The following is a 25519-nucleotide window of genomic DNA, read 5'->3' on the forward strand; positions in this document are numbered from 1 at the left end:
GGCAAAAATCCTTAATTTTTGCGGCTTTCCGCACAGAATTAAGGTTATGTTCATATCAAAAGGAATGGATGTTTTATTACTACAAAAAGCGTAAAAATCACGTTTCTGACAGGCCAAAATAGCCCAATACCCGGTCCAAATCCGCCAAGTTCTCGTAACTTATTACTAACTTACCGCTATCCTGTTTTCCCGGCTGAAGTTGTACCTGATTGCCAATTTTTTCTGAAATCTGGCGCTCTAGATAACCAAACTGGGGATCACGGACGGGCTCGACCTTGGCTTTTGCCGGTTCCAGCGCTTTTTGCACCAGCTTCTCGGTATCTCGCACTGTCAGCCCCTTCTGGGCCACCAGTTTCGCCAGTTCGGACTGGGCCTGGCCGCTCAGGGCCAGCAGGGCACGGGCATGACCCATGTCGAGGTCGCCGTGCTCGACGAAGCGCTTCACGTCGTCGTTGAGCTGATTGAGGCGCAGCAGGTTGGTGACCGTGGTGCGGGACTTGCCCACCGCCTCGGCCACCTGCTGGTGGGTCAGTTCGAATTCGGTCAGCAGCCGCTGCAGGGCGACCGCCTCTTCGATGGCATTGAGATCCTCGCGCTGGATGTTCTCAATCAGCGCGATGGCGACGGCCGCCTCGTCAGGCACGTCCTTGACCAGGCAGGGCACCACTTCGAGGCGGGCCAGCTGGGAGGCGCGCCAGCGCCGCTCGCCAGCGATGATTTCGAAGGAGTGCTCGCCGAGCGGACGCACCACGATGGGCTGGATCACCCCCTGGGCACGGATGGAGTTGGCCAGATCTTCCAGCGCATCCTGCGACATATCCTTGCGCGGCTGGTACTTGCCGGATTGCAGCCACTCCACCGGCAGCTTGCGCAGCTCGCCCTGGTTGGTCGGGGCCATGGCCTGCTCGGTGCGCTGGTCGCTCATCACCTGTTTCTGGCGCGCGGCCGTGCTGGTGCTGAGCAGAGCGTCCAGCCCCTTGCCCAGCCCACGTTTTTTCGGCGTCATATGCTCTCTCGGTCTGCGATGGTCACCTGACGTTCCTGCTCCTGACGGCGCAGGATCTCGCCAGCCAGAGCCAAATAGGCCTTGGCGCCCACCGATGATTTGTCATAGTGCATGGCCGGCGCACCGAAGCTCGGCGCCTCAGCCAGTCTTACGTTGCGGGGAATGATGGTGCGATAGACCTTGTCCCCGAAGTGCTGTTTAAGCTGATCGGACACATCATTGGCCAGCCGGTTGCGATGATCGAACATGGTGCGCAGCACCCCCTCGATCTTCAGCTCCGGGTTGACCACGGCTGCCAGCTTGCTGATGGTGTCGACCAGGGCGGTGAGCCCTTCCAGCGCATAGTATTCGCACTGCATGGGCACCAGCACAGAATCGGCGGCGGCCATGGCGTTGACGGTCAGCATGTTGAGAGAAGGCGGGCAGTCGATGAAGACGTAGTCGTATTTGTCCCGCACCGAGGCCAGCGCATTGCGCAGGCGGATCTCGCGGGCGAAGAATTCCATCAGCCGGATTTCGGCTGCGGTCACGTCGGCGTTGGCGGCGATCAGGTGATAGCCCCCGGAGGTTTCGGGGATGATCACCTCGCCGATGGGGGCGTCCTCGATCAGCAGCTCATAGGCGGTGCGCTCGACGTCGTACTTGTCGACACCGCTGCCCATGGTGGCATTGCCCTGCGGATCCAGATCGATCACCAGCACCTTGCGGCGGGTAGCGGCCATGGAGGCGGCCAAGTTCACACAGGTAGTGGTTTTACCCACTCCACCCTTCTGGTTGGCTATGGCGATGACTTTTCCCACACTGTCCCCTAAATGAAACTGCGACCCTATTCGGGCTGGATATGTTTGAATTCCAGCAGATGACGTTCGCCTTCCAGCTCCGGTACCACCAGTTGATGGGAGGCGACCAGATGGATGTTGGCGGGCAACTGGGCCAGCTCCTGCTCGGGAAATTGTCCCTTGAGCGCCAGGAAGCTGCCCTGGGCCGACGGCAGATGGTGACACCAGTTCAGCATGTCTTCCAGCGAGGCAAATGCCCGGCTCAGCACGCCGTCAAATCCGACCTCGGGCTGATACTCCTCGACCCTGGATTTGACCGGCGTCACGTTGGTCAGCCCCAGCTCCAGGATCACCTGGCGGATGAAGTTGATCCGCTTGCCCAGGCTGTCCAGCAGCACGAATTGCTTGTCCGGGTTGATGATCGCCAGCGGCAGGCCGGGCAGGCCCGGGCCGGTGCCCACATCGATGAAGCGCTCACCGTGCAGGTGCTGGCTCACCACCAGGCTGTCGAGGATATGCTTGACCAGCATGGCGTCCGGATCTCGTACCGAGGTGAGATTGTAAGCCTTGTTCCACTTGTGCAGCAACTCGACAAGCTGAACCAACTGGGTCTTTTGGGTATCGGTGATAACAATTCCGGCCTGCATGAGCAGGCCGTTCAATCTTTCCAGCATGTTTTCCAACGGTAGGATCCTCAGGCGGTTTTACGCAGCAGGCCGTGTTTTTTCAGATGAACCAGCAGGATGGAGATAGCCGCCGGGGTGATGCCGGAGATGCGGGACGCCTGACCTATGGTCTGCGGCTTGGCATCGTTGAGCTTGGCGATCACCTCGTTGGAGAGGCCGTTGACGTCGCGGTAGTTCATGTCCAGCGGCAACAGGGTGTTCTCGTTGCGCAGCTGCTTCTCCACTTCGTCGTGCTGGCGCTCGATGTAGCCGGCGTACTTGATCTGGATCTCCACCTGATCGGCGGCGGCCGTATCGGGCAGGGCCGGACCGACCCCCTCGATGGCCATCAGCGCCTCATAGGTCACCTCGGGGCGACGGAGCAGCTCTTCCAGGCTCTGCTCGCGGGTCAACGGGGTGTTGACCAGGGCATTGACCGCCTCCAGCGACGGATGCTGCGGGTGGATCCAGGTCGAGCGTATGCGCTGACGCTCCTGCTCCACCAGCTCCATCTTGGCGTTGAACTTGCCCCAGCGCTCGTCGTCCACCAGACCCAGTTCACGACCGATGCCGGTCAGACGCAGGTCGGCGTTGTCTTCGCGCAGCAGCAGGCGATATTCGGCGCGGCTGGTGAACATGCGGTAGGGCTCGCGAGTCCCCAGGGTGGAGAGATCGTCCATCATCACGCCGATGTAGGCCTGATCCCGGCGCGGATGCCAGGCATCTTTCTCCTGCGCCCGCAGACCGGCGTTCAGACCAGCCAGCAGACCCTGAGCGGCCGCCTCTTCATAGCCGGTGGTGCCGTTGATCTGGCCGGCGAAGAACAGGTTTGGAATGCACTTGCTCTCCATGTTGGCCTTGAGATCCCGCGGATCGAAGAAGTCATATTCGATGGCGTAGCCGGGACGGGTGATGTGGGCATTCTCGAAGCCGCGCACGGAACGGACGATCTGCACCTGCACGTCAAACGGCAGGCTGGTGGAGATCCCGTTCGGGTAGAGTTCGTGGGTGGTCAGGCCTTCCGGTTCGACGAAGATCTGGTGCGCCGTCTTGTCGGCAAAACGGGTGATCTTGTCCTCGATCGACGGGCAGTAACGCGGTCCAATCCCCTCGATCACCCCGGCGTACATGGGGCTGCGATCCAGGTTGTTGCGGATCACCTCGTGGGTGCGTTCGTTGGTATGGGTAACGTAGCAGGGCACCTGACGCGGGTGCTGGCTGGCGTCGCCGATGAAGGAGAAGACCGGGCGCGGATCGTCGCCGTACTGGGCCTGCATCACCGATAAATCGACGCTGCGGGCATCGATGCGCGGCGGAGTGCCGGTCTTGAGGCGATCGATGCGCAATGGCAGTTCACGCAGGCGCTGGGCGAGGGCGATCGAGGGAGGATCCCCGGCACGGCCGCCCTTGTAGTTCTCCATCCCGATGTGGATCAGGCCGTTCAGGAAGGTGCCGACGGTCAGTACTACCGTCTTGCCACTGATGCGGATCCCGCTCTGGGTCACTACGCCTGCAACTCGATCCCCGTCCATGATCAGATCGTCACAGGCCTGCTGGAAGATCTTCAGGTTGGGGTAGTTCTCCAGCATCTGGCGTACGACGGCCTTGTACAGCAGGCGATCCGCCTGGGCACGGGTGGCGCGCACTGCCGGTCCTTTGGAGGAGTTGAGGGTGCGGAACTGGATCCCGCCAAGATCGATGGCGCGTGCCATGATCCCGCCGAGGGCATCTACTTCCTTGACCAGGTGTCCCTTGCCGATCCCGCCGATCGCCGGATTACAGGACATGTGTCCCAGCGTATCGATATTGTGGGTCAGCAACAGGGTATTCAGCCCCATCCGGGCTGCCGCTGTTGCTGCTTCGGTTCCTGCATGACCGCCGCCAACGACGATCACATCAAATTGTTCATGGTATTGCATTGGGGATCACCTTGATCTGCACGCCTGAAGATCTTTATTTGCCTGGGCTGAAGGGCGGAACATTCTATCTGTTTCACGCCCTGAGGGGAACGTCTACTTAGCGTTCAGTATGGAGGGAGGATCCACTAAATAGATCTTAAGGATCTTTAGATCGATCTTTTATTGGATCTTTTATTAGGATCCGCCACTTCTGTTGATAAGCACTTTTTGATCATAAAGATCATCGTGTTAAAGACGATCCCAGGTTGTGGAAAAGCTTGGATCCTGGCCCGGTGAACTGGGGGATAACAAGGGTTTTTATACACAGAGGCTTGCCGCTCTGGATCTCATACATGGATAACTATAGGTTTTACAGAGTTTTACACCATAGTTATACACATTTTTCGGTGGCGTTGTGGGTAACGGCGTAGAACAACTTATTCGGATCCATCTGTTAATAACCTGGTGGATAGCGATCTGGGGATAAGCGGGGAGATCAAGGCCTTTTTTACCGGATCTCCCGCTCCCGTTCAGGCGATCAATGCCAACCAGTCCCGGATCCAGCCTTCAGCAGCATCTTCCGGGATCTCGTGCTGGGTCACATCGATGTCCAGACGATCTCCAATCCGGCTGGCGCCGCACTCGGCCAGCAGTCGATCCAGCGTCTTGCCGCCCTGGCAAAAGGTGTCATAACTGCTGTCACCCAGCGCGATCACGCCATATTTCAATGTTTTAAGATCCGGATGTTGCTCGGCAAGATCCTTGGCGAAGGGCTGCAGGTTGTCCGGCACATCGCCAGCGCCGTGGGTCGAGGTGACCACCAGCAGTATGGCTTCGGGCTCGGCGAGCACCTCGGCCAGGCTGGCCGGATTGTGGATCTCGGCCTGATGGCCTGCCTGTTCCAGCAGGCTGGCGACGTGGTCTGCGACATATTCGGCGGCTCCCAGCATGGAACCGACGACGAGATTGAGTTTGGCCATGGAATGGATCCTGATTTCTGACGAAGCGAGGGAAAGCCGGATTCTACCGCCAAAGGGTGTGGATAAATATGGATAAAGCTTGGGGATAATGGATCCTCGGTGCTTTTTGCCCATCAATGGGGATCCCCGACGCTCCGTTGACGCCTTCTTGCCGACTGGCAGAAAAAGATCTGCTCCTCCTCTTCGTATGCTGCTCAATCGACGCCTTGATACGTTAAGTAACAATGCAGATGTAAATGATTAGCAATTATTGAATCGATTCGATCATGGCTCCTGTAGTAGCATGTCGCTGCTTTATTCGCCTGAGGAACCGGGCTACCGGCATGACCGGGCACCAATAATAAGAAATCAGAAACAACTCATTGATATTTGAGACACTTACTATGATTGCGCAAAAAGACACCCCCATCGCAGCAATGCGAAAGAGAGGCGCACAGCAACTGTTGCCGCTCTCCTGCCTGTTGGCCAGCCTGCCCGTGCTGGCGGCCGAACAACCGAAAGAACTGCCCAAGGCCAGCGAGACCATGGTGGTCACCGGCACCGCCATGAAGGTGGAAGTGCCGATGGCCGAGACGCCTCGCGCCGTCTCCGTGGTCAACCGCGAGGACCTGGATCAGCACGCCGTACAGCAGCTTGACGAGTCCCTGCGCTACCGTTCCGGCGTGCTCAGCGGCCTCTATGGCTCCGACAACAATACCGACTGGTTCAAGGTGCGTGGCTTCGATGCTGCCTCCTATCTGGACGGCAACCGCCTGTTCGGCACCGGTTACTATGTCTGGACGCCGGAGCCGTTCGGCCTGGAGAGCGTGGAAGTGCTGAAAGGGCCGGCCTCGATCCTCTACGGGGAGGCGCCTCCCGGTGGCGTGATCAATGCCATCAGCAAACGGCCGACCGCCACCCCGCAGGGGCTGCTGGATCTGCAGCTCGGCAGCCGGGATCACCGCCAGATCGGGGTGGATGTCTCCGATGCACTGACCGACAACAGCCGCTACCGCATGGTTGCTCTTTATAAAGAGCGTGACGGCGTGCTGGATGGCACCTACAACGATCGCGTCTATCTGGCGCCGAGCGTGACCTTCGATCTCTCGGATCGTACCAGCCTGACCCTGCTGGCCAGCTTCCTGCACGACGAAGGGGTGCCGACCAACGGCTTCTTCCCGGTTTACGGCACCCTCAATACCAGCGGTGGCCAGATCGATCCCAGCACCAACCTGAGCCAGCCGGATTACGATCGCAACCGCAACACCCAGATCTCCACCGGTTACGAGCTGGCCCACCAGCTCAACCAGACCTGGGAGTTCAAGCAGAACGTCCGCTTCAACTACAACGATCTGCTGCTGCGCCAGACCTATATCTTCCCGACCTATGAAGGCACTACCGCCTTCCGTGGCCTGGTTTACCGTGATGGCACTACCAAGAGCGCCACCATGGACAACCAGATGGTGGGTTACTGGAACACCGACAGCACCGAGCAGACCCTGCTGCTGGGGGTGGATCTGCAGCGCCATGTCAATGAAGGCCAGGAAGCCGACAACTACGGCATGGGCTCCATCAATACCATGAACCCGGATTACAGCGGCTTCCCCGGTTTTGATGAATCCACCGCCACCCACCAGAAGAGCACCAAGGGCCAGAGCGGCCTCTACGCCCAGCACCAGATCCGTTGGGACGATCGCTGGTTGCTGACCGGCGGCGGTCGCTTCGACTACGTGGAGACCCACAACATCAGCGAAGCCAAGGGCAAGAACGAGAAGCAGTATGATCACGAGCTCTCCCTCTCCGGCAGCCTGATGTACCTGGCCGACAACGGTCTCTCTCCTTATATTGCCTATGCCGAGTCGTTCGAGGTGCTGCCGGGGATCGACCCCAACACCAGCCAATCCTACAAGCCGCTCAAGGGCACCCTGTACGAGACCGGCGTCAAGTACGCGCCGAGCTTCCTCGATGGCTACATCAACCTGGCCCTGTTCGATCTGGAACAGACCAACTCGCTGGTCTCCACCGGTTCCGGCCAGCAGACCCAGGCCGGTGAAGTGACCTCCCAGGGCGTCGAGCTGGAAGGGAGCGTGCAGGCCACCGAGGCGCTGCGCCTGACCGCCGCCTACACCTATACCGATGCCAAGACCAACGACACCGGCAAGGGCGATCGCCGCGCCAGCCTGATCCCGCGCCACCAGGCCTCCTTCTGGGGTAACTACAAGGTGCAGCAGGGTCCGATCTCCGGTCTGGAACTGGGTAGCGGCGTGCGCTACGTCGGCTCCAGCGTCGGCATCGGCGCCGTGAATGCGGATTACACCCCCATCTACGGCTCGGCCGAGGTGCCGGCCCATACCGTGTGGGATGCGATGATCGGGTATGACTTTGCCAAGAACTGGCGGGCTCAGCTCAACGTCAACAACCTGCTGGGTGATACCTACGTGGCCAGCTGCGACTACTACTGCTACTACGGCGAGCCGCGCAGCGTAGTGGGCAGCATCAACTACCGCTGGTAATCGAAGTGGGGTGGGAACCCGGTTCCCGCCCTTCTTTTCACCTGCAGTTGCTCTGATCTCTCTGGAATACCGGTCCGTTATGGAACTCTTGTCTCTGGTTTATCGCCAATATCGTTGGCCCTTCATCGCCATTACCCTGCTCAGCCTGCTCAGTGCCGTCAGCGGGATTGGTGTCATTGCCTTTATCAATCAGTCTCTCGTCGAATCAGTCGGCGATCCGCTGCCGGTGCTCGGTCAGCTGATCGGCCTCATCTTATTGCTGCTGGTGATCACGCTCGGCTCTCAGCTGGCGCTGACCACCCTCGGCCATCATTTCGTCTACCGGCTGCGCGGCCGCCTGCTCAAGCAGTTGCTGGATACCGATGTCGCCCGCCTGCGCCAGATTGGCCAGGGGCCGCTGCTGGCCTCCCTTTCCAGCGACATCGGCCAGATCACCATCGCCTTCGTGCGCCTGCCGGAGCTGGTGCAGGGGCTGGTGCTCACCCTGGGGTCGGCCCTCTACCTTGGTTGGCTGTCGCCGGCCCTGCTCGGCGTCACCACCCTCTGGGTCACCTTCACCATGGTGGTGGGCTGGCTGCTGGTGAACCGGGTCTATCGCCATCTCTCCCACATGCGTCAGGCCGAGGATCGGCTCTATCAGAACTATCAGGCCATCATCGCCGGCAGCAAGGAGCTGGCGCTCAACCGCGAGCGGGCCCACTTCGTCTACCACCAGCTTTATCAGCAGAATGCGCAGGACTATCGGGAGCAGATCATCCGTGCCGACACCTATCACCTGAGCGCGGTGAACTGGTCGAATATCATGATGCTGGGGGCCATCGGTCTGGTCTTCTTCCTGGCCAACGGGCTGGGCTGGGCCGACACCCAGGTGGCCGCCACCTTCGCGCTGACCCTGCTGTTCTTGCGCACCCCCTTGCTGCAGGGCATTGGCGCCTTGCCGACCCTGCTCTCTGCCCAGGTGGCGTTCGACAAGATTGCGGCCCTCAATCTGGCTGCGCCGGACGCCGACTTCCCGCTGCCGTCCGCGCCCCGCGCCTGGCAGCGCATCGAGTTGGAGCAGGTGATCTTTCACTATCAGGGGGAGGACGGTTTCTCCGTCGGCCCGATCAACCTCACCATCGAGAAGGGGGAGCAGATCTTCATCATCGGTGGCAACGGCTCCGGCAAGTCGACCCTGGCCATGCTGCTGACCGGCCTCTATCAGCCGGTATCGGGCCGGATCCTGCTGGATGGGGAGCCGGTCACCGATCGCAACGCCTATCTGGCGCTCTTCTCCGCCATTTTCACCGACTATCACCTGTTCCAGCACCTGCTGGGGCCGGAACCCAAGGATGAGCTGGTGGCCGAGTGGCTGGAGCGGCTGCAGATGGGCAGCAAGCTCACCATCGAAGATGGCTTCATCGCCGATATCGACCTCTCCCAGGGGCAGCGCAAGCGAGTCGCCCTGCTGCTGGCGCTGGCCGAGCAGCGCGAGGTGATGCTGTTTGACGAGTGGGCCGCGGATCAGGATCCCCAGTTCCGCCGCATCTTCTATCAGCTGTTGCTGCCGCGCCTGAAGCAGATGGGCAAGACGGTGATCGCCATCAGCCACGACGATCTCTACTTCTCCCAGGCCGACCGGCTGCTGGAGATGCGCCAGAGCCGGCTCAGCGAGCTGACCGGCGAGCGGCGCGAGCAGGTGAGCCGCGATGCGGTCGCCCATCTGGATTGTGACTTGAATGCAGAGGTGCCGGTTTGAACCCGGCCAACAGGAACCGCTTATGTTTGAGATGAAATCAGCCAGCTTCGCGGTCAATGACCGCACGCTGCTGCACCCCACCGATCTCTGTTTCGAGCAGGGCAAGGTCTATGGCCTCATCGGCCACAACGGTTCGGGCAAATCCACCCTGCTCAAGCTGCTGGCACGCCAGCAGCCGCTCAGTGACGGCGAGATCCGGTTCGATGACAAGCCGCTGCCGGCGTGGGGGGCGCGCGACTTCGCCCGTCAGGTGGCCTATCTGCCCCAGCATCTGCCGAGCGCCGAAAACCTGCTTGGGCGGGAGCTGGTGGAGATGGGTCGCTACCCCTGGCGCGGCCTGCTGGGCCGGATGGGGGCGGAGGATCACCGCCAGGTCGAACGGGCCATCGCGCTGACCCATACCGAACGCTTTGCCGACCGGCTGGTGGATACGCTGTCCGGCGGCGAGCGGGGGCGGGTGTGGCTGGCCATGCTGCTGGCCCAGGAGAGCCGTTTCATCCTGCTGGACGAGCCGCTGGCCGCGCTGGACGTGGCTCATCAGGTGGAGGTGCTCACCCTCGTCAAGCAGTTGAGCCGTCAGCTCAAGCTCGGGGTCATCATTGTCATTCACGACATCAACATGGCCTCCCGCTTCTGCGATCGGCTGGTGGCGCTGCACTCCGGCCGCCTGCTGACCCACGGCGAACCCGAACAGATCATGACCAGCGAGACCCTGCACGCCATCTATGGCATCCCGATGGAGGTCATTCGCCACCCGGCCCATGACCACGCCATCGCCATCGTCTGACCGGGGGCCTCTCTTGAACCGTTTATTGAAGAAGATGGGGTCCTGTCTTGTCGGCCTGCTGCTGCCGCTTGCGGCGCAGGCTGACACATCCCAGACCGCCTCCGTGCCGGTACCCCGTATTGCCACCGTCGACTGGACCATAGCCGAAACCCTGCTGGCGCTCGGGGTGACGCCGCTGGCGGTGGGGGATGTCGGTTCCTACCGCGCCTGGGTCGGCGAACCGCTGCTGCCGGCCGCCGTGGTGGATATCGGCCAGCGTGCCCAGCCCAATCGCGAGCTGCTGGCCGAGCTCAAACCCGATCGCATACTCATCTCGCCGCTGGCGGCCCCGCTGGCGCCGACGCTCTCCCGCATCGCGCCGGTACAATCCATCGCACTCTACGAGCCGGATGCCGATCTGTGGCAGCGGCTGCACGAGGCGACCCTGACCATAGCCGCGCTGGTGGACAAAACCACCGAGGCCGAGCAACTGCTGGCCGGGCTGGACCAGGATCTGGCGCAGATGCGGGCCACATTACCCGAAGATCTGCCGCCCCTGCTGGTGGTGCAGTTCATCGATGAGCGCCATGTGCGGGTATTTGGCCGCCACAGCCTGTTCGAGGCGGTGATGCAGCGGCTCGGCCTGCGCAATGCCTGGCAGGGGGAAACCAATGCCTGGGGCTTTGCCGTGGCCAGCCTGGAGCAGTTGATGGCGCTGCCGCAAGCGCGGCTGGTGGTGGTCGATCCGATCCCGGTCGGGGTGAGCGAGCGGCTGCAGGAGCCCGGTCTGTGGCAGCAGCTGCCACAGGTGAGGGCGGCGGCAGTGTTGCATCTGCCTGCGGTGTGGAGTTTTGGCGGCGTGCTGGCGGCGCGCCGCTTCGCCGTGCAGCTCAGTACGGCGCTGCAGCGGGATGGGCAAAGCGGGGAGGGGCTGCAATGAACCGGATTTTTCCATTGCCGCTGCGGCTTCCCGTCAGCCTGCTGTTGGGGCTGACGCTGGCGCTCGCCGGTTGGGAGCTGGCCGGTCAGTTGCCGGTGGCGCGTTGGCAGGCGACCCTGCTGTCACCGGATCTGACCGATGCCAGCCAGGCGGTGGTTCACTTCAGCTGGCTGCCGCGTCTTGCCATCTGCCTGCTGGCCGGCGCCGCCCTCGGGCTGGCCGGCACCCTGATGCAGCAGGTGCTGCGCAATCCGCTGGCCTCGCCCACCACCCTGGGGGTGGCCTCCGGTGCCCAGCTGGCACTGATGATGGTGACCCTGTTTGCCCCCTCCTGGCTGCTGCTGGGGCGGGAGTGGATCGCCATGGCCGGCGGCAGCCTCGCCATGGGGCTGGTGTTTGCCCTGGCCTGGCATCGCCAGCTCAATCCGGTGGTCATCGTCTTTGCCGGGCTGGTGATCAACCTCTATCTGGCGGCCATCAGCATGGGGCTCCTGCTGTTCTTTCAGGAGGAGCTGAAAGGCTTGCTGGTGTGGGGCAGTGGCTCGCTGGTGCAGAACAGCTGGAGCGGGGTGAGCTACCTGCTGCCCCGTCTGCTGCTGGCTGGCGTGCTGGCCGCGGTGCTGGTGCGCCCGCTGGCGGTGCTGGAGCTGGATGATGCCAGCGCCCGCAGTCTGGGGGTCTCCCTTCAACACCTGCGTTTCGCCGGGCTGGGGCTGGCGGTGTTTGTCACCGCCTGCGTGGTGAGCGTGGTGGGGCTGATCGGCTTCATCGGGTTGGCGGCGCCCGCCCTGGTGCGCTTGCTGGGGGTAAGAAAACTGGCCCTGCGGCTGCTGTGGGCCCCGCTACTGGGCGCTCTGCTGCTGGCGGCCACCGATCTGCTGCTGCAATCCCTGAGCCGCAGCGGCTCTGTACTCATCCCAACCGGCGCCATGACGGCCCTGCTGGGAGCGCCGCTGTTGCTGTGGCTGATCCCGCGCCTGGGTATCAAATCGGGCACGCCGAAGGCGAATGCCGCCCTGCTGGTGGCCCGCCACCCGGCACCGGTCCGTCTTGTCGGCCTGATGTTGATGGGTCTGGTATTGGCGGTGATCGCTTCCCTGCTGTTTGGACAGGGGATGGACGGCTGGCACTGGCCGAGCTGGCTGCGCTGGCAGGCCCAGCTGGAGTGGCGGCTGCCGCGCACCCTGGCGGCCGGTGCGGCGGGCGTGTTGCTGGCGCTGGCGGGCACCCTGCTGCAACGGGTCAGCAGCAACCCCATGGCGAGCCCCGAGCTGCTGGGGGTGAGTGGCGGCACCTTCATGGGAGTGATTGCCACGGCGCTGCTGCTGCCCGCCCTGCCGCTGCCTATGATGCTGGCCGGCGGCCTGCTCGGTGCCTTCGGTTGTCTGCTGCTGTTGCTGCTGGTCAATCGCAGCCACGGCTTCCAGCCGGAGCGGCTGCTGCTCTCCGGCATCGCCATCACGGCGTTGTTCGAGCCGCTGCAGGCCATCGCACTGGCCAACGGCGACCTGCGGGTGCAGCAACTGCTCTCCTGGATGTCCGGTTCTACCTATTACGTCACTCTGCCGCTTGCCGGCGGGCTGGTCGTGCTGGCGCTGACGTTGCTGGCGGCCTGCCTGCTGCTCAGCCGCTGGCTCGATCTGCTGCCGATGGGGCCGGCGGTGGCCGCCGCGCTCGGCATTCGGCTCAACCGGGCTCAGCTCGCCATCCTGCTGCTGGTGGCCGTGCTCACCGCCAGCGCGACCCTGGTGGTGGGACCGCTCTCCTTCGTCGGGCTGCTGGCACCGCACATGGCCAAACTGATGGGGCTGGTGCGGGCACGCTGGCATCTGCTCGGTGCCGCCGTCTCCGGCGCCCTGCTGATGGTGTCAGCGGACTGGATCGGCCAGCAAATCCTGTTCCCGCAGGAGGTGCCGGTGGGGCTGGTCTCCACCTTGTTAGGGGGCGCTTACTTCATGTGGTGCCTTCGCCGCCTCTAGGTTGGTGGATGAAAAACGCGCAATAAAAAGCCCGGGATGAACCCGGGCTTTTTATTGGCTCTGTCCCAGTTATGTGTTGAAAGGCTAACCTTGAAGTAGGTCATCACCCTGAGGGCCGCCATCATGGATACCCAAGCCTTTCAACAGCTACTGTCCCTCTTCCCATTACTCACTTTGCGTCAGCGTCGTCTCGCGCAACAGGAACTCACCACCCCTCACACCATCACCTCGTTGGCCACTCAACTCCCCGTATGCCAATGTTGCCCTCACTGCCAGGCCGAGGCCACACAACTGGCTCCCTGGGGCTGGTCTCGAGGGCTGCGCCGTTATCGCTGCAAGCTGTGTCTGCGCACCAGTTCCGTGCTCACCAACACGCCTCTCGCTCGACTTCGCAAGCCACAATGCTGGGAAGACTATGCACAGGCCCTCATCGACGGTCTGACCGTCCGGCAGGCGGCGCTCCGCTGTGGGGTCGGTAAAAACACTGCCTTTTTATGGCGCCACCGCTTCCTGAAGGCCATGGCAACCCATCAGGCGGTACGGGAAGACGGTATCGTCGAGGTCGATGAGACCTTCTTCTTAGAGTCGTTCAAAGGACAGCGCGGATTGCCCCGCCCGGCCCGCCATCGTGGAGGCAAAGGCCGTACCCGAGGCACAGGGCTGGATTACATCCCAGTAATGGTGGTGCAAGACCGGGCAGGCCACCTGGCTGACTTCCAGTTGGAACAGTTGAATGCCAGGGCGGTGAAGGCAGTGCTAGCCGCTTATCGCCCCGGATGCCGTCCTGTGCAGCGATGGTGCCGGGGTGTATGCGAGTTTCAGCGAGGGACTGGGGATAACACACCAAGTGGTGCACAACCGTGCGGGAGAGCGAGTGGTGGGGGCGTATCACATCCAACATGTGAACGGGTACCACAGGCGATTGAAGGAGTGGATGGAGCGGTTCCATGGGGTCGCGACCCACTATCTGAGGAATTATCTGGGTTGGCGAAGGATGTTGGAGCGCTATGGGCGGGAAGTGAATATCTCACGTTGCTTGCATGAGGCGCTGGGGCGCCCCATGCAACACGTAATTGGGACATAGCCTTTTTATTGCCTGCCGTGCGGCGTTATTTGCCGATGCAGAATGTAAATAATCTATTATCTTCAATATGTTAGTGACTTTTCGGGGGCCGCTTGGGGTAAAAGTAACTAAAACAGCATATTGAGAGGCCGCTCACGGGTTTCTGCTATCGTGCAGCGTTCCCACATAGTCAATTCTCGATCGTGCAGCCTTCCCATATGAATCAACGTGATGCCACCACACGCACTTAAAACCGCTTTTTAGGTGAGTTTTGAACATATTTTGAACCGACTATAGCACCGTCCAGAGCCTGGAAAGCCGCTTTACTCTTCGAACCGTGCAAGTTTCCCATAGGTAGTTTGGCTAACCGTGCAGTCATCCCACATACCGCCATTTTAATCCCAGCACTTTATCAGCCTGGCTGAGCGGGCTTTTAGGCCCTCTAGAATTGTGCTGCTGATGGTATCGGGGAAGCCTGCTGGCAATTGCTGTGTAACGCGCTCAATAACATCATCAACGGAGTTGGCCAGTTCTGTCAGGATCTCTTCCATAGCAGAACGCTCAAATCCCACAGCTTTCGCCGTTTGGAAGAAATGACGCGGGAATATCTGCTCAATGGCGTACTTCTTTCCCTTGCTGCTTGCTAGGCCCATAGCGAGCTTGGCGTCCCTTTGGTTGAGGCCTCGGCCGCCAAACACTGGATAGACAGATAGGATGTCGTAAAAAGGGGTCAGGCGAAAACGCCCTTCCGGCTCAATAAAGACCGAGAAGTTTTTTGCATGGCCATCGGTGGCCGCCAGCAGCCAGAACAGGACCTGAGATTTCATTAACAGGTAGCGATCCTGTTCTGGTGTCGCAGAGCCCAGCAAGGTTTTCATGATGTCAGTGATCCCCGGTCCTCCATGGTTCTCGTATTTCCGTGCTGACGGAACATTCAATACCTGACAGAAATCTTCTTGGGGAAGGCGCATGATCCAACTGCGATCGGCAGCGTAACGTCTGTCGAAGCGCTCCACAGCCAGTGCTTTGACCTGGCCAACCTGCATCATGAAGCAGTGAGGTACGGGTAGACCAAACTCCTTGGCAATCAGAGTGCAGAGATATTCGTTTTCTACGCTCTGGGAGAGGTCTATCGAGTAGGAGTGGCTTTCAATCTTGCCGATAGGGAGTTTGATAATGTGGGTTGTCGGCGTTGCGTTGAGTGGCAAGTACCAACGGTCATCGAGATAGAGCAGCGCAGTCTTTTCTTGCGCCCCGGCGATAGAGATCCGGAACTCCTCTTGCTCTCTGACCATCCCCAAAGGGATTCCTGATTTGTAGCTGGTCAGGATCTGCTCGAGCTCGTCATCGGAAAGTGCTTTGTAGTCGATTCGCCTGACATCTGGAACGTCGTGCCCTTCGGTAACCAGCTGTAATGCCCCTACGCTATCCTGGCCAATGCAACTGAGCAGATCGAAGGGCTGGGTTGATGCCGCTTGATAGCGTGCTACAACCCTGTTCCTCACCTCTGTATTATCTGGCAGCAGGTTGTCGAAGAAGTTATAGGCTTCATCGCCTCGGTAGGCCTGATGGCGCAATGGCATGGAGAGTGAGATCGGACGGCTACCCGATTGTGCTAGCCATGATTCATGGTACTGAAACTGATGGGCACCGCTGGTAGTTTTGGTGAATGTGCCTACCCGATAGCCGTTCATGTAGACAGCCAGATTGGCCATTACCACTCCTCCTTCCAGCCCGATGCCGGACTATCGGATGACTCATTGCGGGGTTTGATGTCCAGTGACAATTCGAGTGCCGCGAGGATCTTGAACAGGGTTTCCAGCTTGGTGGACTCAGGATTGAGCTCGAAGCTGGAGACTGTGTCTTGCCTAATCCCCACTTTCTCGGCCACTTTGCCTTGAGAGAGCTTTTGAGAAAGCCTGGCATCCTTGATACAGGCGCTCAGCTGCTTGGCGCTGGTTACTTTCATGATTCGACAACCTGGTAGCGTGCCTTCTTCCAATTTACACGCTATGGCAGGTATATCAATATTTACCTGTTATAGAGGGTAAGTATCATTTACACGCCGTAGGCGGTATTTAACATTTATCCCCTATAGCGGGTAAGAGAACAGCGGACGGGGAGATTACCAGACATGGGGTAAAGAACTGCCGCGCTGCGCTTGGCTGCTGGCTTGTTCGGTGAGTCGAAAAGATGACTCACCTCAAAGCCCAGCTTCTGTAGATTTCCTCCTTTGGCATCCCATTCAGCAGATCAGGAATAGTGAGCAACATCGCTTAAATACTCAAATACAACTCAAAAGCGACTTTGTGATGACGGATCACACTTAAAGTTTGTGCTGTCAGATCAAAAGGCTATCGGAAGGTTGTGTTTCGATCGTCATGTGGTGGTTCTAAAAAGGTATACCCCATAAAAACCACTCAATACCCTCTCGAAAATAATATTGAAACCATTTATATTGAACCAATTATTGGGAACCAGTTTAAACAGACTGATAGGGGGTTCAATGTTCATACGGGCGTATTTACGAGCATCGACAGTGGAACAGGATGCTGAGCGGGCAAGAGAGCTGCTGATAGGCTTTGCTGCTGAGCATGGCCATCAGATTGCCAGTTTCTATGTGGAGAATGAGTCGGGGGCGACGCTGGACAGGCCTGAGCTTATGCGGCTGATCCGTGATGCTACAGATCGTGACATTGTGCTGGTAGAACAGATTGATCGTCTGGCTCGTCTCAATCAGACGGATTGGCAAACATTGAAGCAGTTGCTAGCTCAGAAACAGCTCTCCATCGTTTCTCCGGAGCTTCCGACTTCCTGGGTGGCGTTACAGGGGGACAGCCGCTCCGAGTTCACCAGCGCCATCTTGCAGGCTGTAAATGGCATGCTGCTGGATATGCTGGCAGCTGTCGCTCGCAAAGACTACGAAGATCGCCGACGCAGGCAACAGCAGGGTATTGCCAAGGCCAAGGATGAGGGGAAATATCGCGGTCGCCAGAAAGATGAAAAGAAGCGTCAGCACATCGCACAGTTGTTGAGCACAGGACACAGCTACTCGGTGATCCAAGAGATGTTGGGCTGCTCCCGCCATCTGATTTCGTGCGTGGCCAAAGAGGTCCGTTCGGCAAAATAGTGGGTCATTTATCCGAGGCGCTCATACGACGCTTTTCGATATACAGCCATGCAGCAAAGGCGCCAAAGCCTATCAGGAATGCAAACAAGATGCTCAGGATGACGATGCTGTTCATGGTGATGACCTCGCAATCAGGTGATCGTGTAACAAAACTCCATATCACCATGGACTCTGCTCAGGAAAAAATCAACAACGCACTGAAAGTATTGAAATTTGTTCGCTCGCGACAAACATGGTTGCGTGGAATCACGCAGGATATGTAGCCATGGAATGAACACTGTCATTCCCAACCAATTCCCGTCCAGTTTCTTTCCACATAACTATCTATCTGGAAAAGTGGTGCGAATTTTCCACATAGTGGAATGCCTGTTCAGAACGAGTTATGTGGAATCCTGATCGAAGATTTCCTATCTATCTGGAAACTTCGTGCCGTTTTTCTCTCTGGAATGTTGGACATCTTGTCTGAGGGAGTGGGAGACCCAGTTGTGCTGGAATTGATGGGGGTGGGTTCCTATCTATCTGGAATTTTGGGGTTCTATTTCGTAAAACATATGCAGTTGCCTTAGGGCTCTTCAAGTGTTCGCTCGCAATGGGCATGGTCAAAGTAATTGTCGCGGAAACCTCTTTTTAAGCAGCCTCTGCTCTCCCTTGCTTGATTGAGCATGATTGCCTCGGCTATCAGTTATTGGCCTCGGTTATTGATACAGCTATGTGCTGGAGGTATACACGTGCACTGACCGTAACTGTTCACCGAGATGCGTTGACAGTAAAAATGAGATGATCGTCCGTTGATCCGCTGGTGCTCTTTGCTTGCTCCCGCTCGCTTGGCACTATCAGGGCATTAGCTAATTCAGCCCCTCTGGCCGTATTGCCGCAGATAATTGAGTTGATCCACAAGCAACTGCAACACGTCGCCGAGATTGAAGACTGCCTTAACCAGAACAGTAGTAACTCCTCCAAGTCCCCCTACAGTGATGGGCTAGGAGCTCTTCCATCACCGCAAAAACGGCCCACCTCTGGCAGAAGATGGGGCGCCCAAGCGGGTCACAAAGGGCGTCGACATATCATCACGCGGATGACTGGCTGACCGCAGTGGCGCATTACCCGGCTAGGCAGTACGCCTACTGTGGCGACAAGGTCATGGTCCATGACTAGCCCTACCGGGTTCATTAGGTCTTTGATTTGCCCAAGGTCAGCTATCGGGTGACAGAGCATCAGCAGTTTCTCGGCACCTGTCATGGCTGCATTGAGACCAGTCAGGCGCAGTTGTTTGATACCGTGAGCCAAACTCAGATGGGCGCCAATCTGCTGAGCTGAATCGCCCTGCAAAGTGGCCAGTTTCACTAGGGCATCTGCAAGATCCAGCAGCATTTTGAGCGTGGCTTCATGTGAGGCTCTTTTGGTGAGTCGAAAGAGCTGGTCAGCGCCATGCTGACACCGACCTACCAGTCCATCAAACAGCACGTGCAGTCTGCCGCCTGTGTTAACGCCGACGAAACCCGGTATCAGCGCGGCGGTGAGCGGCTCTGGATGTGGTTTGCTCTGAGCCCGGTCGTGGTCATGATGTCGCAAAGTGGTTGTCGGAATGCCTGCTTGGATTAGCCCATGGCTGCTCAAGGACGATGAGGTGCTGTGGCGCAAGGGGAGCTATGAGGTTCACCAAAGTATCTTGCCGTTGGTAGAGACAGTGAAGCGACTAGAACGTAGTCCGTTGGAGTGGCTGAGGGCAGTGGTGACCTCGTGCATCGAGAAAGCGGACTACTCGCTGTCGGAGGAATTGGTGTTGTCAACACCGTCCCGGTGAACGGTTGCCACTGACCAACTCGATCAGGCTGCCGCAGAATCTTTTTGGATTGGTATGGTTGATGCTTTAAGTGTGAAGTTCTGGTTTACTATGGCCTCACTCATTACGCTGTACGTGCTGTAACATTGTTAGGAAAGTTACTTTTCAATGATAGATAACCCGTTGTTCTCTCTGCTTTGAGCTGGATATGCTGAAAAGAATTATAAAACTACTCAAGGTGCAGCCAAGCCTCAAGGCAAGTGATATAGCCCGTGACTTAGGTGTTTCTCGTAAATCAATAAATCAAGTTTTGCACAAAAACCCCGACATTTTTTTACAAGATGAGACCTTCCATTGGTCTTTGCAGGAAAGCGCTAGTTTTGAACTTGAATTAATCTCGGAAAGACGCTGGGTTACACAGGAGCATTTTGAACGAGCTTTAGATAACAAAGGCTCGCCACTTGACTCGAATTGCAGTGAAGTGCTCATCAAAATTACGGATGATCAACCCGTTTTGTTATGTGCAGCAGCAAGAATCCTTTCTCTTTCAAATCAATTGGTTATGGCTGGAAAGAGGGTTGTGATCGATTTCACTAACAATAATTCAACCGTCTGCATATTCCGGCCGATCATGAACACCGATTCTGGTTCAACGTGAACACCATTTCCGGACCAACGTGAACGCTCATTCCGGTTCAACCTGAACACTTTGCACCTCCTTTCCGGAAACAGTGTTCAACATCCCGGAATCACTGTTCACATTCACCAGAATCATCCTTAACGCATTGATTTAACAACCTTTGATACGCTCTCCCTTTTGCCAGGGAAGAGCCTATGTCTGCCAAGAGGATTGCAATGCGTAAAATTCGTGAAGTGCTGCGACTGCGGCTGGAAGCTGACCTCTCTGTTCGCCAGATAAGTTGCTGCACCAAGGTCAGCGTTGGCTCCATCCAGAAACTCCTCAAAAGTGCCCAGACGCTCGGCCTGACCTGGCCTTTACCTATCGAGCTTGATGATGGCCAACTGGCGGCCCTGTTCTATCCGCAGGCCGATACCACCATCTCGGCCCGCCATGTTGTACCGGATTGGCCCTCTGTCCATCAGGAGCTCAAGCGCAAGGGGGTCTCCAAACAGCTGCTCTGGGAGGAGTACACCCAGCGCTATCCCAATAGCTGTTACAGCTACTCCCAGTTCTGTGACCGTTACAAGTCCTGGTGTCAGTTGCAAAAGCGCTCCATGCGCCAGATCCATAAGGCGGGGGAAAAGCTCTTTATCGACTACTGCGGGCCCACGGTGCCCATCGTCTCGCCGACTACGGGTGAGGTCCGTCAGGCCCAGATCTTTGTCGCCGTGCTTGGTGCGTCCAACTACACCTTTGCCGAGGCCACCTGGTCCCAGTCACTGCCGGACTGGCTGCAAAGCCATGTCCGTGCCTTTGAGTTTTTCGGTGGTACACCGGCACTACTGATCCCCGACAACCTCAAGAGCGGTGTCAGCAAGGCTTGCCGATACGATCCCGAGCTCAACCCCAGCTACCAGCAGTTGGCCGAGCATTATCAGGTGGCGGTGATGCCAGCTCGTCCTTACAAGCCCAAGGACAAAGCCAAGGCCGAGGTGGGTGTGCAGATCGTCGAGCGCTGGATCCTGGCCCGTCTACGCCATCAGACCTTCTTCTCGCTTGCCGAGCTCAACCAGTGCATCCGGGCTTTGTTAAATGAGCTCAACGAGCGCCCGTTCAAGCAACTGCCCGGTAACCGACGTGACGCATTTGAGCAGTTGGACCGCCCGGCACTGGGGTCACTACCGGTGCATCCCTATCGCTATGTCGCCATCAAAACGGTCAAGGTCAACATCGACTATCACGTCAGCTATGAGCAGCACCATTACTCGGTGCCGCACCAGTATGTGGGTCAGCAACTGGAGCTCCATGCGGGCGATACCCTGCTTCAGGTTTATCACCAGCAACAGCTGGTCGCGAGCCATCCGCGTAAAACCATCCCGGGAATGAGCACACTCCCTGAGCACATGCCGGAACGTCACAGCAAGCAGCAACGCTGGACGCCAGGGCGTCTTAAGCAGTGGGCTGCCGACATCGGACCGGGCACCTTGTGCTGGGTTAGCGAACGGCTGGCAGAGAAAGCCCATGCCGAGCAGGCATACCGACTCTGCCTGGGACTGCTGAGTCTTAGCCGGGAGTATCCGCCATCACGAGTCGAAGCCTGTTGCCAGCTGGCCAACCGGGAAGGACTGGTGCGGCTCAAGCAGCTCAAGCCGGTGCTGACCAGTGGCCGCGACCAACTGCCCGCAAGTCCGCTCAGTTATCCAGAACTGCCGCAAGAGCACGAGAACATCCGCGGCCCCCAGAGCTTCCACTAGAGAGGATACGTCCCATGACCCAACAAACGCTGACCCGCTTGAGACACCTGAAACTGACTGGCATGGCGGATGCCGTGCAACAACAACTGGAACAGGCAAGTACCTACGAAGGGCTGCCCTTCATCGAGCGGCTAAGCCTGCTGGTCGAACACGAACAACTGAGCCGGGAGCAGCGTAAACAAGCTCGGCTGGTCAAGCAGGCGAGGCTCAAACTCCAGGCCACGGTGCAAGAGGTGGACTACCAGTCTGCACGCAACCTGGAGCGGTCACAGGTGGCAAACCTGGCCCAAGGAGAGTGGCTGCGCCGGGGCCAGAACCTGCTCATTACCGGCCCCTGTGGCTGCGGAAAAACCTACCTAGCCTGTGCGCTGGGCTACCAAGCCTGTCAGCAGGGGCACAGCACTCGTTACTACCGGCTGCCGCGTCTGCTACTTGAGCTGAGCCAGGCCAAGGTAGATGGCAGTTACGCCAGACTGCTGGGTCAACTGGCAAGGATAGAGCTGCTGATCCTGGATGACTGGGGACTGGAAGCGGTGAATGCCGAGCAGCGCAACGCCCTGCTGGAGATCATGGATGATCGGTACGGGAAATACTCGACGGTCGTGGTCAGTCAGCTGCCAACGGAAGAGTGGTACGCGAGCTTGGGGGACAACACTCTGGCAGATGCGATCCTGGACCGGCTGATGCACAACGCTCACCGGCTGTCACTGAAGGGAGAATCGATGAGAAAGAGGAGAAGTGAGTTGACCCAATCTGAACACTCGAGTTAGAAACGGGGTGACGTGAGCGCGTTAAGGATCAGGGTGTTCACGTTGGCCGGAATGGCTGTTCAACTTCGCCGGAATACGCACCGTCTCATACTTGAGTCGTGCTTGCTTCTTTGCTCGACTTGATGAGGCTGTAGAAGTACTGCCGACAAGGCCACCAAATTCAGATTCTGAGCTCTACAAGGCAAACAACCTTTCATTAGTAGAACTGTTGGAAATATGCCCTGAAGATAATGTGCCGTCGCGCATTAAACAAAGCTTTGTGGATAAGTTTGGTCCCGAGCATTCAACCAAATTATTCACGCTCGTGGCCGAGATGGTCAGTAATGTTGAAGACCACTCAGAAACAAAGATCCCAGGTTTTGCTGGCCTTCAGGTGTATAGCAAAAAGAAAGGAAGATCTGTAATCGTTGTCATTTCTGATGGTGGTATAGGTATTTGTGCCTCGTTACGCCCAGTGTTGGATACACACTTTCCCGACATCGCAGTACGATTCCCGACCGCCGAACCGGACACTGACCCTCAGCTTATCATTCATGCGATGGAGCATAGAGGTCTAAGTCGGTTAGGTAAGGGACGTGGTGCTGGCCTCCATACTAGCCACGGGGAAGCAGCCACATTAGATGCAAAAGTTACAATCCGACAAGAAAATTTTGTTGTATATATGAAGTACAAGAATGGGAGTCTTCATGATAAGAGTTGGGTTACGAAACTCCCTAAAATCAGGTTCTTCGCGGGATCTTGGGGAAGTGGAAGTTGACAGACAGGGTGCTGGTAAACTGGCTGTCTCCAAACACACCACCACCATCACCCTGCTGTCGCCGTGCATCATATTGATATTGCCTCCTTCTGGCCAGGTTATACCGTCATCGCCCAAGCGCTTTCTGCCAACCATCACACCCTGTTTACCCTTGAGCCTCGCGCCGACTTCTTGCCCCGTTGTCGCCGATGCCTGCAACCCACGCCATTGATCCACGACCAACGTATCCGCCGGGTGCGTGAGCGAGACCTATTTGACCGACAAGTCTGGTTACAACTGCCTGTTCGCCGCGTCGACTGTCTGCGCTGTGGTCGCGTCAGTGAACATATCGACTGGCTCCCCTCTGGCTCCCGCCTCACCCGGCGCATGCAGTGCTGGATTGAAGCGCTCGTTCAGTACCTCCCCATCCGCCATGTCAGCCAGCTCACCGGGGTCGGTTGGCACACCATCAAGGAGATCGACAAGCGCCGTTTGCAGACCAGTGTGGGCACCATCGAACTTGGGGAGGTGCGGCGGCTGGTGATGGATGAGTTTGCCCTGCACAAGGGACACCGCTATGCCACCGTGATCATGGATGCCGAGCGAACCCGCGTCCTGTGGGTGGGGCACGGCAACAGCCGGGCCGCTATCCGTCCCTTCTTCGAGCAGCTCGGCGAGCGATGCCAGCAGATTGAAGCGGTGGCGATGGACATGAACACGGCGTTCGACCTGGAGGTGAAGCAACACTGCCCGCAGGCGGAGGTGGTCTACGACCTGTTCCACGTGGTGGCTCGCTATGGCCGAGAGGTGGTGGACCGGGTGCGAGTGGAGCAGGCGAATGCACTGAAAAGCGATAAACCGGCGCGAAAAGTGGTCAAAAGTGCGCGTTGGTTGCTGCTACGTAATCGGGCGAAGTTGAGTGAAAAACAGGATGTGAAGTTGCAGGAGCTGTTGGCGGCGAATCAACCGCTGGCGATGGTGTACGTGCTGAAAGAGGGGTTGAAGGGCATCTGGTATGCGCCGAGCGTGTGGGAAGGATGGCGACGATGGCGGAGCTGGATGCGGCAGGTGAAGGAAAGCGGGCTAGCGCCGCTGCAACGATTTGGTCGAAATTTATCGAAATATATGCGGGGGATCCTGGCGAGTGCAAACTACCCGATGCACACGAGTGTGCTGGAAGGGGTGAACAACAAGATCAAAGTGATAAAGCGTATGGCATATGGATTTAGGGACTCAGAATACTTTTTTCTGAAAATCAAGGCGGCCTTCCCCGGAAAGCCGCGATGAACCTAAAATCATGGGAACTCATATCGTTTTTGAGTTCTTTTTGACAGCCGAATAGGGTCTGGTTAAACTCGAGATATGAAACAGAAAAACTACACTTTAAACCTTCGTCAGTATGCCGATGAATCTAACCCCTATGGCACTAGTCGGGGTCGTAAGGCTCATGGGTTGCTTGTCAGGGACATAGATGTACTCCACGGCGCTTCAGTTGTCGGTATATCCCTTGCTGACATTGAAGCTGCTGATGTTTCTTTTTTCCGAGAAAGCATTATCTATACCGTTAAACGATATAGTAAGCAGATTGCGTTTTATGTTTTTGATATTACTGATGAAGATCTACTTTCCAACTTACACGGTGCTGCAATTTCCGGTGATCAAAGCCTAACCTGTTGGGTAGGTCATGAATGCAGATTTGTAGGCCCCGAGCCATCCGCCTCTAGTAAGGCTCTTTTGGATTTTGTTGTTGAGCATCGTGAAACTACCACTGCAAAAGCAGCATCAGCTTTAGATATCAGTGTTCAGAACGCTAGCACTCGGCTTAAGCGCCTCGCTGACGATGGCTTCTTGCTCCGTTCCGAAGAGTCAGCCGATAGTGGCGGGAAGGAGTTCGTTTACAAGGTGATCGGAAAAATCTGATTAAATGGCTTCCATTAACCAGAAAAAGGATCTACACTGTTTGCAGGTGGTCCTTTTTTAAGGGTTCTGGTTAAACAGCTTTATTTAAACGGTGTGGTTGGCATCGAGAAAAACGTAGCTGTGAGGAGTGAAATCGTGGCTTTGGGAGTGAAGGTTAATCTCAAAGAAGCATGGAGAGCCCCATACGAAAACAGCCATTGCGGGATGGTCTGGGATGCAAAAAGGAGGAGCTCTAAGCAAGAGCAGTCGAAAAGAGAATAGTTGAACTGTAAGAAGCCAAGTGCACTTCGGGTAAGCGCACCAAATAAAGGAGAGATTATAGATAATACAAACATTTCAACGATCGAATCGTTGAAGAAAAACCATAAGCGCTATGGCAATAGCGCTTGGCCGCGAAGAATCAAAAGCAAATGAATTATCTTCGTGTGTTGCCCATCAGTCAAGTGCTGATGTATGGGGTTTCTTTGGCGGTTACCAATAGGCTCCTTTAGAGCGTTT

Annotated in this window: 19 protein-coding genes and 2 pseudogenes; 14 read left to right on the forward strand and 7 right to left on the reverse strand. The window is 57.6% G+C overall.

The annotated features are described in order from the left end of the window. Positions 1 to 97 precede the first annotated feature (97 nt). From C2U40_RS22750 to mioC, 5 genes are all read right to left on the reverse strand, one after another. Positions 98 to 1006, reverse strand: coding sequence for a ParB/RepB/Spo0J family partition protein (locus C2U40_RS22750; RefSeq protein ID WP_011707915.1), 909 nt, complete (start codon positions 1004 to 1006; stop codon positions 98 to 100). Further along, a complete protein-coding gene (locus tag C2U40_RS22755; protein WP_011707916.1) occupies positions 1003 to 1806 on the reverse strand; it encodes a ParA family protein in 804 nt (267 codons plus the stop codon). Before C2U40_RS22755 ends, C2U40_RS22750 begins: the two co-directional genes overlap by 4 nt. A gap of 26 nt (positions 1807 to 1832) precedes the next feature. Next, a complete protein-coding gene (gene rsmG, locus C2U40_RS22760) occupies positions 1833 to 2459 on the reverse strand; it encodes a 16S rRNA (guanine(527)-N(7))-methyltransferase RsmG (RefSeq protein ID WP_024946269.1) in 627 nt (208 codons plus the stop codon). Between the two features lie 20 nt (positions 2460 to 2479). Then, positions 2480 to 4369 carry a tRNA uridine-5-carboxymethylaminomethyl(34) synthesis enzyme MnmG gene (gene mnmG / locus C2U40_RS22765; protein ID WP_103828281.1) on the reverse strand — a complete coding sequence of 630 codons (1890 nt, stop codon included), beginning with the start codon at positions 4367 to 4369 and terminating at the stop codon, positions 2480 to 2482. 509 nt (positions 4370 to 4878) lie between these two features. After that, on the reverse strand, positions 4879 to 5328 hold the full coding sequence (mioC, locus tag C2U40_RS22770; RefSeq protein ID WP_029302499.1) for an FMN-binding protein MioC: 450 nt from the start codon (positions 5326 to 5328) through the stop codon (positions 4879 to 4881). 383 nt (positions 5329 to 5711) lie between these two features. On the opposite strand from mioC, the gene C2U40_RS22775 reads away from it, so the two are divergent. From C2U40_RS22775 to C2U40_RS22800, 6 genes and pseudogenes are all read left to right on the forward strand, one after another. Beyond that, positions 5712 to 7820 (forward strand): TonB-dependent siderophore receptor, encoded by a 2109-nt coding sequence (locus C2U40_RS22775; RefSeq protein ID WP_181014860.1) that lies wholly within the window; start codon positions 5712 to 5714, stop codon positions 7818 to 7820. A gap of 79 nt (positions 7821 to 7899) precedes the next feature. After that, complete coding sequence (locus C2U40_RS22780; protein WP_103828283.1) at positions 7900 to 9558, forward strand: multidrug ABC transporter permease/ATP-binding protein; 1659 nt, start codon at positions 7900 to 7902, stop codon at positions 9556 to 9558. A 22-nt stretch (positions 9559 to 9580) separates the two neighbouring features. Further along, positions 9581 to 10345 carry an ATP-binding cassette domain-containing protein gene (locus tag C2U40_RS22785; RefSeq protein ID WP_024946264.1) on the forward strand — a complete coding sequence of 255 codons (765 nt, stop codon included), beginning with the start codon at positions 9581 to 9583 and terminating at the stop codon, positions 10343 to 10345. Between the two features lie 34 nt (positions 10346 to 10379). Next, a complete protein-coding gene (locus C2U40_RS22790; RefSeq protein ID WP_181014861.1) occupies positions 10380 to 11264 on the forward strand; it encodes an ABC transporter substrate-binding protein in 885 nt (294 codons plus the stop codon). Then, positions 11261 to 13243, forward strand: coding sequence for a Fe(3+)-hydroxamate ABC transporter permease FhuB (fhuB, locus tag C2U40_RS22795; protein WP_103828285.1), 1983 nt, complete (start codon positions 11261 to 11263; stop codon positions 13241 to 13243). Before C2U40_RS22790 ends, fhuB begins: the two co-directional genes overlap by 4 nt. A gap of 123 nt (positions 13244 to 13366) precedes the next feature. Beyond that, positions 13367 to 14327: pseudogene (locus tag C2U40_RS22800) on the forward strand (IS1595 family transposase). A gap of 374 nt (positions 14328 to 14701) precedes the next feature. Here the strand turns inward: C2U40_RS22800 and C2U40_RS22805 are convergent. After that, positions 14702 to 16021 (reverse strand): type II toxin-antitoxin system HipA family toxin, encoded by a 1320-nt coding sequence (locus C2U40_RS22805; protein WP_103828286.1) that lies wholly within the window; start codon positions 16019 to 16021, stop codon positions 14702 to 14704. Further along, positions 16021 to 16275, reverse strand: a complete 255-nt coding sequence (locus C2U40_RS22810; protein ID WP_042047685.1) for a helix-turn-helix domain-containing protein — start codon at positions 16273 to 16275, stop codon at positions 16021 to 16023. Before C2U40_RS22810 ends, C2U40_RS22805 begins: the two co-directional genes overlap by 1 nt. Before the next feature lie 570 nt (positions 16276 to 16845). Between C2U40_RS22810 and C2U40_RS22815 the strand changes: the two genes are divergently transcribed. From C2U40_RS22815 to C2U40_RS22845, 8 genes and pseudogenes are all read left to right on the forward strand, one after another. After that, on the forward strand, positions 16846 to 17436 hold the full coding sequence (locus C2U40_RS22815) for a recombinase family protein (protein ID WP_442778419.1): 591 nt from the start codon (positions 16846 to 16848) through the stop codon (positions 17434 to 17436). Between the two features lie 832 nt (positions 17437 to 18268). Then, positions 18269 to 19240: pseudogene (locus C2U40_RS22825) on the forward strand (DUF6444 domain-containing protein). A 187-nt stretch (positions 19241 to 19427) separates the two neighbouring features. Beyond that, positions 19428 to 19877: a hypothetical protein gene (locus C2U40_RS26310; protein WP_146054395.1), complete on the forward strand. Its 450-nt coding sequence runs from the start codon at positions 19428 to 19430 to the stop codon at positions 19875 to 19877. Positions 19878 to 20053: 176 nt separating this feature from the next. Further along, on the forward strand, positions 20054 to 21595 hold the full coding sequence (gene istA, locus C2U40_RS22830) for an IS21-like element ISAs29 family transposase (RefSeq protein ID WP_103829338.1): 1542 nt from the start codon (positions 20054 to 20056) through the stop codon (positions 21593 to 21595). A 14-nt stretch (positions 21596 to 21609) separates the two neighbouring features. Further along, a complete protein-coding gene (gene istB, locus C2U40_RS22835; protein WP_000194037.1) occupies positions 21610 to 22365 on the forward strand; it encodes an IS21-like element ISAs29 family helper ATPase IstB in 756 nt (251 codons plus the stop codon). A 91-nt stretch (positions 22366 to 22456) separates the two neighbouring features. After that, entirely contained in the window at positions 22457 to 23122 is a 666-nt protein-coding gene (locus C2U40_RS26315; protein ID WP_146054422.1) for a hypothetical protein, read from the forward strand. A gap of 63 nt (positions 23123 to 23185) precedes the next feature. Next, on the forward strand, positions 23186 to 24388 hold the full coding sequence (locus C2U40_RS22840) for an ISL3-like element ISAeme19 family transposase (RefSeq protein ID WP_081000878.1): 1203 nt from the start codon (positions 23186 to 23188) through the stop codon (positions 24386 to 24388). Positions 24389 to 24463: 75 nt separating this feature from the next. Then, complete coding sequence (locus C2U40_RS22845; RefSeq protein WP_199773228.1) at positions 24464 to 25021, forward strand: hypothetical protein; 558 nt, start codon at positions 24464 to 24466, stop codon at positions 25019 to 25021. Positions 25022 to 25519 lie beyond the last annotated feature (498 nt).

Source organism: Aeromonas sp. ASNIH4, from assembly GCF_002934425.1.
In the GTDB taxonomy this organism is placed as follows: domain Bacteria; phylum Pseudomonadota; class Gammaproteobacteria; order Enterobacterales; family Aeromonadaceae; genus Aeromonas; species Aeromonas hydrophila.